We start from the raw sequence: 12,715 nt of genomic DNA, 5'->3' as shown, positions 1-12,715 counted from the left end.
GTTAATGGTCTCGCTTCAGGATCCAGTAGATCGTGCCGTTGGGGGCCTCAACCGGGTAGAGCAGCCGGCTTCGGGGCGTCTTGGCGTTGGTGAGCCGCAGGAACAGGTCGTCGAAAAACTCCGGCGTCTCCAGGCTGAAATTGTGGAAATTGCGCGTGCGGTTCACCGCCGTGACATCCACCACGGCGACGGCCTCGCTGTCCGGATCGAGGTCCAGCACGCGCACCGCCTCCGCCACGCGGCTCGCATCCAGGGTGCTCTCTCCACGCCGCTTTCCCCAGTTGAGCAGACGGCTCGCCACCAGGGCCCTGTCGTTGGAGGAGACATAGACCGTGGTCCTGCGGGCCAGGGCCTCGAGCGCCTGCCGGAACCGTTCGTCCTCGAAATCCTTGAAATCGACGTCCGGCGCGGTCAGCACCAGGTGCTCGAGCAGGGTCTCCAGGTCGGCAGGGTCCGCCTGCCGGGAGAGGAGGCGAACGGCGTCGACGACAACCTGGCCCCCCATGCTGTTGGCGATCAGCCACAGCTTGTCGGGCCGGATCTCCCGGGCGATCATCTCCAGGGTGCGGGCCAGCTCCGCCCCGGACGCCTCGGCAACCCGGCGTGCCTGCCGGTAGCCGCCCGGCGTGCTTCCCTGGTTGCCGGGCCAGTCGAACAGGAGGATCGGCGAGTTGACGTCCAGCACGTAGCCGACGAAAGCGGTCTTGCGCAGGGCAGAGGGGAACGCCTCCCTGAACCCGTGCACGACGACAAGCAGCGATTTCTGCGGGGATGCCTGAACGAGCCCTTGCAGCTGCGTGACGAACGCGGACCGCTCCAGCCCCTCCACCGCCTTGAGCCGGATCTCCTCGTTCTGGAACCACTCGCTCGGGTTGATGATCATGCCCGGGCCCAGCTTCTGCTCGATCTTGACGTCGAAGAAGCCGAACGTGAGGGCCTCCCCGCGCTCCCTCCCGAACCGCTCCTCGAGGGGCCCCGCATCGCCTTCCGGGCGGCGGTTCGTGACGAAGAATAACCGATGCCCCCCCTGCTCGCTCAGCTGTGCGACCTGCATTCGCCGCAGCCAAAAGGTCTCGGCGAACCGCAACGCGCTGTACGTGGAATGAAAGTAGAAATAGTAGAACCAGACCCCGAGTCCTGCCAGAACCAGCACGCCGAGGCCCGCGACGATCACGGCTCGTCTCTTCAACCGGGTCATGACGCCTCCTCGTGCACCCGACGGGTGCAGATCCGGTCCTTGCCCCGGGGCGGCATGCGCCCCTGCGCCGATCGGCCGGTCACGCTATTTCGGCAGCAAAAACTGTATAAAGAACCGGACGCTCCACTCGGGACCCGCGTCCGGGCGTGCCACGTTGTAATACCCCTGCAGCGAGAGGTTCACGGGCAGCCCGCCGACCCACACGAGCCTGCCCGCTCCGCCCCCGAGGGGCACCGTCCACTGCTTGCTGTCGGCCATCATGTCCACCGTGACGATGGGGGCCGACACGACGTACCATCCCCCCGGGAGGTTGTAGTTGAGAAAGGGCTGGATCGTCCACGCGCTTACGGCCCCCCGGTCGTCCTGGCCCGCGAAGGACGAAAGGTAGTTGACCAGCGCCCCGTAGACCCAGTGCCCGGGCTTCTTCAGGACGACCGCGGACGGACCCGCCGCCCATTTGCCCGTCGTGGTCGAATTGTCCGTGCCCGACGGGAACAGGACGACGGGACCCGCGCCCCAGATGAGCTCGCCGGGCCTGGAAGGCGACAGGAAGGCCGTCATCGTGATGTCGCCCAGCCCCCAGGCATCGCCCACGCCGGGGGCCAGCTGAGGCTGGTAGACAATCGGCATGATCGTGCGCGTGATGATGTTCCAGTTCTCCGTTGCATGAAAGGGGTAGACGGGCTGGAGGTTGCCGACGTACTGCATCCTGTTGTGCGGACCGACGTTGAAGTTGAAGTTGTTCGACAGGGGGATGCTGATCAGGTCTGCAACCGGGTTCTGGGCCTCTTTGGCCAGATTCTCGGTGCCCTCGTCGGTCATGGCTTTTGCGTACCCCTGCGCCAAGCAGCGGGCAGCACAGGCGCCGAGGATCAGAAAAACGGCGAGCCCGGCAAGCAGCCGGGTTTTCATACGTCTCACAGTTCGATATCCTCCTTTCGGTCAAGAATGCGACATCCCGAGTCGCCGCACTTCACGTCCTGATCCCCGTCCCGGCCGAAGACCCGTCACGCCGGCGTCGATTCCCGGTCCAAACCCGCGGCAACCTTGCAGTTCGGCGGCGGAAAGAATTCGCCGCGTCCGTGAATCTGCACGATTTTACTCCACAAATCGTCAGCATCAGCCAGAGTCTTCAGGTGTCGGCCTGCCTGCATGTACCGGAATACCGTCGCCGCACCGCCGGGCGCGATGATTCAGCGTCGTCAATTATTTACATAGCATATATTTTGTATTCGAAGTATACTAAAAAGTAAGAGATTGTGGTTATGCAGTCCCGCCACACGGCCGCGGGCAGATATGCTGCCCTGCAGGCGTAATCATGCACTCCTGTACGGCCTCTCACACCGCCGCGGAACGGCATGCTCCGAAAGAAGCGCCATACCGGCGCATGACCTCAGCGGCTTCGCGAGCCAATAGCCGATGCAGCACGGATGAAGCGGCTTCGGACCGGGCTGTGGCGACGGCCAGTGCCCGGCTCGAGCGGACACCGGCGGAGAAGGGTGCAACGCGATGGGCAAACCGGAAGCCGGCAGGCAACCCGAACGGTTTGCGGTCCGACCGACGGCCGACAGTCATCTTGCCTGGGTGCGCACGCGGCTTGCTGCGGAGCGCACGCTCATGGCCTACATGCGCACGGCCGTCTCGCTGATCGGGTTCGGCTTCGCGATCGTCCAGTTCTTCGAACGCCTGCACGAGATGCCCGGGGCCGCACCCGCCCTGTACCCGGACGCCGCGCGGTACCTGGGCCTTGCGCTTATCTTCTGCGGCGTCATGGCGATGGTCATTTCAGCCTGGGAGTTCCGGTGGACGATTCGTTACCTGTGGGGCGAGAATTTCGCCGCGATCGCAGGCATGACGGCGGAGGGAAGGCAGACCCCGCTCTACGCAGTGGCAGCCGCCATCGTCTGCATCGGAACCTTCGCCTTCTTTGCCGTGCTGCTGCGTCTCGTGTAACGATTCACGCGGAGAAGACATCCACTGATAACCGACTGAATAAGGCAGGACCAATCAAAAGGAGGGCACCATGACGAAACCGAAGAAACCGAACATCCTGGTCCTTTGGGGCGACGACATCGGCTGGTGGAACATCAGCTACAACAGCCGCGGCCAGATGGGCTACCGCACGCCCAATATCGACCGCGTGGCCAACGAGGGCGTCGCCTTCACCGACTACTACGGCCAGCAGAGCTGCACCGCCGGCCGGGCCGCCTTCATCACCGGCCAGAACCCGATCCGCACGGGGCTGACCAAGGTGGGCATGCCGGGGGCCCCCCTGGGGCTCCAGAAGGAAGACCCGACGATCGCCGAGCTGCTCAAGCCGCACGGCTACGTGACCGGTCAGTTCGGCAAGAACCACCTGGGCGACCGCGACGAGTTCCTGCCGACGATGCACGGCTTCGACGAGTTCTTCGGCAACCTCTACCACCTGAACGCCGAGGAGGAGCCCGAGGACCCGGACTACCCGAAGGACCCCGCATTCAGGAAGCGCTTCGGGCCGCGCGGCGTCCTGCACTGCTGGGCCGACGGCAAGGGCGGGCAGAAGATCAAGGACACGGGCCCGCTCACGAAGAAGCGGATGGAGACGATCGACGACGAGGTGACGGACCACGCCCTGCGATTCATCGACGACGCCCACAAGGCGGGCAAGCCCTTCTTCCTCTGGTACAACACGACGGCGATGCACTTCCGGACCCACCCGGCCGAGAAGCACAGGGGCAAGAGCGGGCAGGGGGACTACAACGACGTGATGGTTGCCCACGACGAGAGCATCGGCCGGATGCTCAACAAGCTCGACGAGCTCGGCATCGCCGAAGACACGATCGTCATGTACTCGACCGACAACGGCGTCCACTACAACACCTGGCCGGACGCGGGCATCACGCCGTTCCGGTCCGAGAAGAACACCAACTGGGAAGGCGGCTGGCGGGTGCCGGCCTTCGTGCGCTGGCCGGGACGGATCAAGGCGGGCACGGTCCTGAACGGCATCGTCACCCACCAGGACTGGCTGCCCACGTTCCTGGCCGCGGCCGGGGAGCCGGACATCAAGGAGAAACTGCTCGAGGGCCACAAGGTCGGCGACCGCACCTACAAGGTTCACATCGACGGGTTCAACCTGCTGCCCTACCTGCAGGGTGAGGTGAAGGAGAGCCCGCGCAACTCCTTCGTCTACATCAGCGACGACGGGGACATCCTGGCCATCCGCCTGCACGACTGGAAGGTCGTGCTGATGGAGCAGCGGGCAAAACAGCTGCAGTGCTGGTTCGAGCCGTTCGTGAAGCTGCGCATCCCGAAGATCTTCCACCTGCGGCGCGACCCCTTCGAGCGGGCCGACGAGAACTCCAACACCTATTGGGACTGGTGCATCTCCCACGCCTACCTCGTGTACCTGATGCAGGGATTCGTCGCGGGGCAGATCGAGAGCTTCAAGAAGTTCCCGCCCCGCCAGAAGCCGGCCTCGTTCAACCTGGACGCGGTCCTGCGGACGCTGGAGGACGCGGGAGGCGGGGCAAGCCACTGACCTGCCGTGTCATCGGCGCAACCCGGGGTGCCGCATCCGGCGGGTGCGCCGGCTGCGGCACCCGTTGACGCGGGCGGCGGCAGGCTGTTCAAGCCGCCGCTCCGTGCCGATCGAATCCCGGCCCGCCCGATCGTCTGCGGGTGGGCCGGGACGGGGTCGGCGTCGCGCCCCCTCGCCGGTCATGCCGCCCCGTAACGGGCCGGGCTAGACCCTCGGCACTGGAGGATCGGATGAAGGAATGGCTCACCGCCATCGCCGAAAACGCCGTTGTGATCATCCATGCGATGGCGCTGGTGATCATCGTCATCGGGACGGTCGAGGCTTTCTGCCGGAGCATTCGCGCCGTCTTCAGCCCGTCGGCGGGCGGCCGCCTGTTTCGTGATGCCTACCTGCGGTATGCGCGCTGGCTGGTGGGCGGGCTGACGTTTCAGCTTGCCGCGGACATCCTCGAAACGTCCATCTCGCCCACCTGGGATGACATCGGGCGAGTGGGCGCCATCGCCGTGATCCGAACCTTCCTCAATTTCTTCCTCGAGCGGGATATCGCCGAGGCGGAGCGTCACGCATCCGAGGCTGGAGGGGCTGCCGCCGGGCCGCCGCAGAACGCCCACCCCCGTGACCCTGCCGGGCATCAGCGCGTTGTGCCGGAGAAGGAGCCCGAACGATGACAGAGACCGTATCGAAGACAAAAATCCTGCTGGCCCGGCTCGTGGTCGCGCTGATGCTCGTCTTCGTCGTTCTCGGCGCGGTGCTGTACGGCGTCTCGGCGGAGGTGTTCGGCCGCATCTGGCGAAACATGCTCGACCGTACGGGCGGGCCGATGACCTTCCGGTTCCTCCTGCAGCCCGTCATGGCGTCGATTGCCGCGCTGCTCGACGGCATCCGGGACGCCCGGGCCGGCCGCGGCTACTATCTCCGGACGATTCTCACCGACCCGGCCGCGCGCGCCGGCCGCCTGCACGAGGGGCTGATCGCCTCCGCGAGAATCATCCTCCTCGGGCTGTGCATGGACGTGATCTACCAGGTTATCGAGTTCAGGACGTTTTATCCCGCAGAAGCCGTCATCATCGCGCTCCTGCTTGCCTTTGTCCCCTACGTGCTGCTGCGCGGCCCGTTTGCGCGCATCGCGCGCCGGTGGCCCGGCAGCGGTCCTGCGAAAGAAAAAGGTGAACCATGAGTGACCCGGACACCGGCAAACAACCCCACCGCTTCGACGTTGACGTGACGGCCAACAACCATTTTGCCTGGGTGCGCACGCGGCTCGCCGTCGAGCGCACGCTGATGGCCTACATGCGCACGGCCGTCTCGCTGATCGGGTTCGGCTTCGCGATCGTCCAGTTCTTCGAACGATTGCGCGACATGCCCGGGGCCGCACCCGCCCTGTACCCGGACGCCGCGTGGTACCTGGGGCTTGCGCTGATTTTCTGCGGCGTGATGGCCATGGTGATTTCGATCCGGGAGTTCCACTGGATCCTTCGTTACCTGTGGAGCGAGAATTTCGCCGCGATCGCGGGCATGACGGCGGAGGGAAGGCCGACCCCGCTCTACGCAGTGGCCGCCGCCATTGTCATCATCGGCACCTTCGCCTTCTTTGCCGTGCTGCTGCGTGTCGTGTAGCTGCACGCGGGGAGAAAGACCCGCCGGGGCCTCGTACGGCGGACCCCCTCCATCGCCATCCTCAGCCCGTCCGCGGGCCGGGCGGTCCGTGCCGCTTGACGGCGGACCGTGCCTGCGGTTCCGGCAGCGTCCTCCTGACGGGGCCGGCCTGCGGCCGCCCGTGACAGCCCGCGAACGCGCGGCCGCTGCCGCAGGGGCAGGGATCGTGCCCGAGGACGCCGTCAAAGGCCCGGTCCAGGACGGGCATCACGTCCCTCGCATAGCGGCCGCGCCGCATCAGGCCGGCCATGAGCTGCATGGCGAACCCGGCGTGGCGGAAGAACGCCTTGAGCCCGGCGCACAGGTAGTTGAGGCCCGGTTCGCCGTCCGGCGTTGGGACGAAGCGGTTCTTGGGGCACTCGCCGTGGCAGGCGAAGCGCACGTCGCACTCCAGGCAGAGGCGGGGCAGGCGGTCCCGCTTGTCCCGGCCGAATTTCAGCTGCCGGGCGGAGGCCACCATCTCGATCATGTGCCCGTCGTGGATGTTGCCCAGGAGGTGCTTGGGCTCGACGAAGTGGTCGCAGGAGTAGAGATCGCCGTTGTGCTCGAGGGCCGGGCCCGTGCCGCAGGTCTCGTTGAAGACGCACATCCCGGACGTCGCCATGCCGAGCCAGTTGCGCAGCGTCGCCTCGAAGGTCTGGACGAAGATGCGGCCCACGTCGCGCCGGACCCACTCGTCGAAGACGGCGCACAGGAAGCGGCCGAACTGCTCGGGCCCCACCGAGCGTTCGGACACCCCCGGCCCGTCGGCACCGACGCGCTCCACCACCGGGATGAACTGCATCCAGGTCGCCCCGGCCTCGTCGCGCAGGAAGCGGTAGACCTCCAGCGGGTAGTCGGCGTTGACGCCGTTGACGGCGGTGAGCACGTTGTACTCGACGCCGTGCTTCTGCAGCAGCCGCAGGCCGCGCATCACCCTGTCGAAGGTCGGCCGCCCGATCTTGTCCACGCGATAGACGTCGTGCACGTCGCGCGGCCCGTCGATGCTGATGCCGATCAGGAAGCCGTGCTGCTTGAAGAAGGCCGCCCACTCGTCGTTCAGCAGGGTGCCGTTGGTCTGCAGGGTGTGCAGGTAGGTCATGCCCGGGCGGCGGTATTTCTCGGCCAGCGCCATCGCCCGCCGGTAGAAATCGAGGCCCATCAGGGTCGGCTCGCCGCCCTGCCACGCGATGTTCACCGTGTCGGCCCGGTGCGACTCGACGAGCTGGCGGATGTAGAGCTCCAGCGTCGCGTCGCTCATGCGGAAGCGGCTGCCGGGATAGAGCGCCTCCTTGTCCAGGAAGAAACAGTAGGCGCAATCGAGGTTGCAGGCTGCGCCCGTGGGCTTTGCCAGGAGGTGGAACGCAGGCGGTGCGTTCTGCGGTCGCGGCATTGACATGGGGCGCCCCTTTCGGCCTCCGCGCGCCCGTGGGCTCAAGAGAGCGCCTTGGCCTTCAGCCGCGCGAACTCGTCCTGGCTGATGGCGCCGGCATCGAGAAGCGCCTTGGCCTCGGCAATCTGCTCCGCCGGCGATTTCCCGGCCACCCGCCTGATGTACGCCTCGGTGTCGGCCTTCACCCTGTCCTGGAAGGCGCGCTGCCGCCCGGCCATGCCGCCGCCGCGAACGATCAGGTAGAGAAACGCCGCAAACACCGGCACGGCGATGAGCACGAGGATCCAGAGGGCCTTCGAGAACCCCCCGAGCTCGGGGTCCCTGAAGATGTCGGTGACGATCTGGAAGAGGATCATCAGGTACGCGATGAACACAAAGACCTCGAAGATCAGCACAAAAACCTGCCAGAAGCTGCTCATGGGATTTCTCCTCGGAAGGGGGGGTTGGGATGATTGAAACCCGATCGATGACGGGCAGCGCGACCGGACTGTCAGCAACGCCGCTTCAGGGGGCAGGAAAAAACGGCTTGTCGTGAGAATTACCAAGTTGCCTGGAGATTGTCAAGGCGCTGCCGGGCAGGATCCGGCACCGGGTGCTCATCGCCGTTCCTCTCCCGTGACCCAGCTCGTGACATGCTCCCACGTTCCTGCATCGAAGCCCGGTTTCGCCTGCTGCCAGCTTCCCCCGATCCCGAGTTCCGAGACTGCGAGCTCGAAGTGGCACAGGGCGATCCCCATGTCCACGTCCTGGAGCTTCACCTCGCCCGTCATCTTGTCATAGCCGGGTGTCCTCTGGAGGAAGAAGTGGAAAAACGCTCCTTCACGGACGATGCGCCAGGGCTGGCGGTTCGAGGCCGAGGGGCCGATCCTGACCGCCTCGAGGGCCTCCGCGAAGGGCCCCGCCTGTTCCCTCGCGAGAGGGTTGCCCGGCCTGCCGTCGAAGAAGAGCTCCTCCCAGGGCTTTCGCCTGTCGGACTTCGCCATGAACCGAAAGGCCCGGTCCGTGAGCGTGCGCTTCTGCGCCGGGTAGCCGACAGGGCTGATGGCGGGCATCAGCTCGTTTTCCGCCAGGGCGATCTTCCGGGCGAAGCCTGCACGGTTGAGCGTCCCGCCGAGCCAGCAGGTCCCGAGGCCCAGGGACGTGGCGTAGAGGATGTTCCGCTCCATCGCGTAGCCGAAATCCACGAGGGCCCGCGGCCCCTTCCGCACCGCGCCGGCGATGTAGAGGGAGGCGCCCCGGATAACGCCGTAGGTGCCGAGCGTCTTCAGCTCGGCCCTCTCCGCCTCCGTCAGGTCGATGAGCTCGAACCGAAGGGCGTTGCCGAAGGGACCCCGGGTGTTCTCCCGGAAGAAGGCCCGCAGAGTCTCCTTCATGCCGTTTTCCAGAGGCCTGCCGTCGAAGCTCCGGCAGGAGTTTCTTTTTCTCATCGTGTCGACGGGAGACGGGATATCCATCATCTTTCTTCCCCTGAACCTGCCAACTGTTACCTGCCGCCTGTCACCTTCATGTTCTCCAGCATCCCCTCGAGCAGCAGGAGCGCCCCCTGCTTGTCCATGGGCCGGTTGTCGCTGCCGCACTTGGGCGAGAGGATGCAGGCGGGGCAGCCCGTCTCGCAGGGGCAGACGCGGATGAGCTCCAGGGTCAGGCGTGTCACGCGCTCCATCAGGCCCTGCGCCTTCTCCGTGAGCCCGATGCCTCCCTCGTAGCCGTCGTAGAGGAAGATGGTGGGCTCCCCCGTGCCGGGGTGGCCGGGTGTGGAGAGGCCGCCGATGTCCCAGCGGTCGCACATCACCTCGAAGGGCAGGACGGCGATCATGGCGTGCTCGAGGGCGTGCAGCGCGCCGCCGAAGTTGAGGCCGCGGTCGTAGACGGCCCGCCTGAGCTCGTGGGGGATCGTGAACCACAGTCCCGTCGTCCGGAACCGGAGCGGCGGGAGCTCCAATTCCTCGCGCGCGATGACCTGGTCGTCACGGATGACCTTGTAGCCCAGGGTGGTCTCCGTGACCTCGAGCTCCCCCAGGTGGATTTCAACCTGCCCGAGCCGTCGCGTGCCTCTCGTGGCCAGGATCTCCAGGTCCACGGCCTTCACCGCCTGGGTGTAGTAGTCCACGTCGCGGCGTTCCGCCTCGACGAGGCGGTTCTCCACGTCGAAGCGCCGCACCACGTAGGTCTCGCCCTGGTGCAGCAGCACGGCGCCCCTGTGGGCCTCGCGGTAGGCCTGGCTTGTGTCCATCGTCTCGAGGAGCACCCCATCGCACAGGATGCGGTAGGCGTCGCGGGCGATGTGGTCGAGCCCGACGGCCTCCACGGGCCTTCCCCGGCCCGTGTAGACCCAGCCGTGGGGGGTCTTTCTGACGAGCCCCTCGGCGGCCAGCTCCGGCAAAAGCTCCGCGAGGTGCTCGCCCGGCAGGATGTCCTCCTGCCCGGCGTCGAAGGGAAGCTCCGCCACGGCGCACAGCAGCTGCCCCGAGAGGATGTAGGGGTTCGCGAGGTCGATGATGGCCTGCTCGTGGGGCTTGCCGAAGAAGGATTCGGGGTGCTTCATGAGGTACTGGTCGAGCGGGTTCTGGAAGGCCACGAGCACGGCCAGGGCGTCGCGGTTGCGCCTTCCCGAGCGGCCCGCCTGCTGCCAGGTGGCAAGCACCGTCCCGGGGTAGCCCGAGATGATCACGCAGTCGAGCGAACCGATGTCGACGCCCACCTCCAGGGCGTTGGTCGACGTGACGCCCGTGAGCAGGCCCCGCTTGAGGGCATCCTCGATCCCGCGGCGCTCCTGCGGCAGGTAGCCCGCCCGGTAGGCGGCGATCTGCCCCGAGAGCGCCGAGCCGGCCGTCGCCGCCTCCTTCGACCACAGGGCGATGAGCTCCGCCATGCGCCGCGAGGCCGTGAAGCACAGCGTCTGCAGCCCCCGCTTTACGAAGTACAGGAACAGGTCCCGCGTCTCCTGGTGGGGCGAGAGGGTGCCCGCACCGTCGAAGAAGGGGTTGTAGAACAGGAAGGTCTTCCCTCCCCGGGGCGAGCCGTCCTCGGCGATCACGTCGAAGGGCAGGCCCACGAGCTTCTCTCCGAACTCCCGCGGGTTGGCAATCGTGGCCGTGGAGAGGACGAATTGGGGAGAGGCCCCGTAGAACCGCGCGATGCGGCGGAGCCTGCGGATGACGAAGGCCACGTTCGAGCCGAAGACCCCCCGGTAGCGGTGGGCCTCGTCGAAGACGACGTAGCGCAGGTTGCGGAAGAAGCGCTCCCACTTGGCGTGCCAGGGCAGGACGTGGTGGAGCTCGTGGGGGTTGGTGAGGATGATCCGCGACATCTCGCGGATGCGCCCGCGGCGCGAAACCGGCGTGTCGCCGTCGTAAACGGCCGCATCGGCCCGGATGCCCGTGGCGCGCTCCATCTCCCGGAAGACCTTGAGCTGGTCGTTGGAGAGGGCCTTGGTGGGGTAGACGAAAAGGGCCGTGGCCTGGCGGTCGCGCTCGAGGGTCTCGAAGACGGGCAGGTCGAAGCCGAGCGTCTTGCCCGACGCGGTGGGCGTGCAGAGGATGACGTTGCGGCCCGCGCGAAGGGCCTCGACGGCCTCGCACTGGTGGCTGTAGAGACGGATGCGCCGGGCGCTCAGGTAGTGGGCGATGCCCGCAGGCAGGGGCTCTTTGAGTTCCCCATATCGGGGCTCCCGGGCCGGCAGGACCTCCACGTGCGCGATGCGGTCCCGGAAGCGGGGGCTCCGTTTCAGCGATTCCAGGGCGCTTGCGATCACGGCCGCCACTCCTCGTGGAGCTTCGAAAAGAGACCCGCCAGCGTGAGCAGGTCGCGCCGGTTGTGCTCAACGATGGGGACGAGAGGCCCGGGGTTTCCCGTCTGCATGTAGCTCTCGTAGAACTCGGGCACCAGGGCGCTCGGCACGTCGTCTTCCCGATCGATGCCGAGGAAACTTCGCTCGAGTGTCGTCAGCCTGCAGTCGGGCACGCAGCCGCGCCAGGCGCGGCGGGAAAAGTGCAGGACGTCGAAGTGGGGGCCCCCGAGGTCGGCCCGGATGCCGTAGTAGGCCAGCCGCTCCCGGATGTAGGGCAGGTCAAAGGTGCGCCCGTTGAAGGTGACGAAGGCCCGGCGGCCTCCGAGGTGATCGAGCAGGCCCGCCAGGGCCGCCGGCTCCTCGTCGATGCGGCGCAGCAGGTACTGATCCACCCGGATCCCGCTGCCGCGGACCTGCGCCAGGCCGAGCAGGATGATGGGCCGCTGGAACATGCCGAGGGTCTCGATGTCGACGAGGACGAAATCCTCTTCGCTGTGAAAGCCCGATGCCAGCAGGGCCAGCGGGTGCGACGCCCGGAACCCCCGGCCGATCCGGTCCAGGAGTTCCGACGTGTCGGCCGCCTCCACCATGCGCAGGATTTCCCGGGCCTGCCGGCCGAAGCGGGGGTGATCGGCCAGGTCGGCGATCGTCGAGACGCCCTGCCTCTTGAGGGCCGCCTCGGTCACCTCGCCCACGCCGCAGAGGAGCTTGAGGTCGGACAGGATGCTGCGGCGCGCCGCGTCGGGGCCGACGGTGCGCAGCCGCCCGTCTTCGCGGCTCACAAGACGGTAGCAGACCCCGCGCGCCGTGCGGACCTCCTCGCCGGGCAGGACCTCTTCCAGGCGACGGCCGCGATACCGGCGGAGCAGTTCCCGCTTGAGCCTCTGGGCCTCGTGGAACTGCCGGGTTTCGACCCAGGCGGCGCCGAAGGGCCGCGAGGCCGTCACAGGCTCCCGCTCGGCAACGACGATGTCCCCCGACCTCTCGAGGCTCTCCCGAAGCCTCCGGCCGATGTGGCTGCTGATTCGTTTATCCCGGTCGCCTTGGTTCATGATGGTTCATTGAAATGCACGGGTAACCTCGCAAAGCTCACGAAGTTGGGAAGTTATGAAGTTGAGAAGTTCGGAGGGGCTTCCCGCTGACGTCTCTCCGGCGGACCCTCCAAGCGTCCTAACTTCCCAG

General features: G+C 66.7%; 12 protein-coding genes. 5 read left to right on the top strand and 7 right to left on the bottom strand.

All coding sequences use genetic code 11. The features are described 5' to 3' along the window. Nucleotide 1: 1 nt before the first annotated feature. Both HPY67_16265 and HPY67_16260 read right to left on the bottom strand, forming a co-directional pair. Nucleotides 2-1,198 carry an alpha/beta fold hydrolase gene (locus HPY67_16265; GenBank protein ID NPV06270.1) on the bottom strand — a complete coding sequence of 399 codons (1,197 nt, stop codon included), beginning with the start codon at nt 1,196-1,198 and terminating at the stop codon, nt 2-4. A gap of 84 nt (nt 1,199-1,282) precedes the next feature. Beyond that, complete coding sequence (locus HPY67_16260) at nt 1,283-2,119, bottom strand: neuromedin U (protein NPV06269.1); 837 nt, start codon at nt 2,117-2,119, stop codon at nt 1,283-1,285. Between the two features lie 588 nt (nt 2,120-2,707). Here HPY67_16260 and HPY67_16255 point away from each other — a divergent pair. From HPY67_16255 to HPY67_16235, 5 genes are all read left to right on the top strand, one after another. Then, nucleotides 2,708-3,151 (top strand): DUF202 domain-containing protein, encoded by a 444-nt coding sequence (locus HPY67_16255; protein ID NPV06268.1) that lies wholly within the window; start codon nt 2,708-2,710, stop codon nt 3,149-3,151. Nucleotides 3,152-3,221: 70 nt separating this feature from the next. Continuing rightward, nucleotides 3,222-4,715 (top strand): arylsulfatase, encoded by a 1,494-nt coding sequence (locus tag HPY67_16250; GenBank protein NPV06267.1) that lies wholly within the window; start codon nt 3,222-3,224, stop codon nt 4,713-4,715. Between the two features lie 230 nt (nt 4,716-4,945). After that, nucleotides 4,946-5,383: a DUF1622 domain-containing protein gene (locus tag HPY67_16245; protein NPV06266.1), complete on the top strand. Its 438-nt coding sequence runs from the start codon at nt 4,946-4,948 to the stop codon at nt 5,381-5,383. Between the two features lie 53 nt (nt 5,384-5,436). Beyond that, a complete protein-coding gene (locus tag HPY67_16240) occupies nt 5,437-5,892 on the top strand; it encodes a hypothetical protein (protein NPV06265.1) in 456 nt (151 codons plus the stop codon). After that, a complete protein-coding gene (locus HPY67_16235; GenBank protein ID NPV06264.1) occupies nt 5,889-6,332 on the top strand; it encodes a DUF202 domain-containing protein in 444 nt (147 codons plus the stop codon). The genes HPY67_16240 and HPY67_16235 overlap by 4 nt, the downstream gene beginning before the upstream one ends. Nucleotides 6,333-6,393: 61 nt before the next feature. On the opposite strand, the gene HPY67_16230 is transcribed toward HPY67_16235, so the two are convergent. From HPY67_16230 to HPY67_16210, 5 genes are all read right to left on the bottom strand, one after another. Next, complete coding sequence (locus HPY67_16230) at nt 6,394-7,749, bottom strand: anaerobic sulfatase maturase (protein NPV06263.1); 1,356 nt, start codon at nt 7,747-7,749, stop codon at nt 6,394-6,396. A gap of 35 nt (nt 7,750-7,784) precedes the next feature. Continuing rightward, entirely contained in the window at nt 7,785-8,162 is a 378-nt protein-coding gene (locus HPY67_16225; GenBank protein NPV06262.1) for an SHOCT domain-containing protein, read from the bottom strand. 177 nt (nt 8,163-8,339) lie between these two features. Then, entirely contained in the window at nt 8,340-9,200 is an 861-nt protein-coding gene (locus HPY67_16220) for a nitroreductase (GenBank protein NPV06261.1), read from the bottom strand. A gap of 26 nt (nt 9,201-9,226) precedes the next feature. Continuing rightward, nucleotides 9,227-11,497, bottom strand: coding sequence for a DEAD/DEAH box helicase (locus HPY67_16215; GenBank protein ID NPV06260.1), 2,271 nt, complete (start codon nt 11,495-11,497; stop codon nt 9,227-9,229). Continuing rightward, nucleotides 11,494-12,585 (bottom strand): exonuclease, encoded by a 1,092-nt coding sequence (locus HPY67_16210; protein NPV06259.1) that lies wholly within the window; start codon nt 12,583-12,585, stop codon nt 11,494-11,496. Before HPY67_16210 ends, HPY67_16215 begins: the two co-directional genes overlap by 4 nt. Nucleotides 12,586-12,715: the final 130 nt, after the last annotated feature.

It is taken from the genome of Syntrophaceae bacterium, from assembly GCA_013177795.1.
Lineage (GTDB): Bacteria > Desulfobacterota > Syntrophia > Syntrophales > UBA2192 > UBA2192.
Note: the sequence above shows the minus strand (reverse complement) of the source record. Positions and strands in the feature narration are given on the sequence as shown.

What these genes read in the sequence shown, in the direction of transcription:
- HPY67_16265 (NPV06270.1), bottom strand. Translation starts at nt 1,198, where the DNA reads ATGACCCGGTTGAAGAGACGAGCCGTGATCGTCGCGGGCCTCGGCGTG.
- HPY67_16255 (NPV06268.1), top strand. Translation starts at nt 2,708, where the DNA reads ATGGGCAAACCGGAAGCCGGCAGGCAACCCGAACGGTTTGCGGTCCGA.
- HPY67_16250 (NPV06267.1), top strand. Translation starts at nt 3,222, where the DNA reads ATGACGAAACCGAAGAAACCGAACATCCTGGTCCTTTGGGGCGACGAC.
- HPY67_16245 (NPV06266.1), top strand. Translation starts at nt 4,946, where the DNA reads ATGAAGGAATGGCTCACCGCCATCGCCGAAAACGCCGTTGTGATCATC.
- HPY67_16240 (NPV06265.1), top strand. Translation starts at nt 5,437, where the DNA reads ATGCTCGTCTTCGTCGTTCTCGGCGCGGTGCTGTACGGCGTCTCGGCG.
- HPY67_16235 (NPV06264.1), top strand. Translation starts at nt 5,889, where the DNA reads ATGAGTGACCCGGACACCGGCAAACAACCCCACCGCTTCGACGTTGAC.
- HPY67_16230 (NPV06263.1), bottom strand. Translation starts at nt 7,749, where the DNA reads ATGTCAATGCCGCGACCGCAGAACGCACCGCCTGCGTTCCACCTCCTG.
- HPY67_16225 (NPV06262.1), bottom strand. Translation starts at nt 8,162, where the DNA reads ATGAGCAGCTTCTGGCAGGTTTTTGTGCTGATCTTCGAGGTCTTTGTG.
- HPY67_16220 (NPV06261.1), bottom strand. Translation starts at nt 9,200, where the DNA reads ATGATGGATATCCCGTCTCCCGTCGACACGATGAGAAAAAGAAACTCC.
- HPY67_16210 (NPV06259.1), bottom strand. Translation starts at nt 12,585, where the DNA reads ATGAACCAAGGCGACCGGGATAAACGAATCAGCAGCCACATCGGCCGG.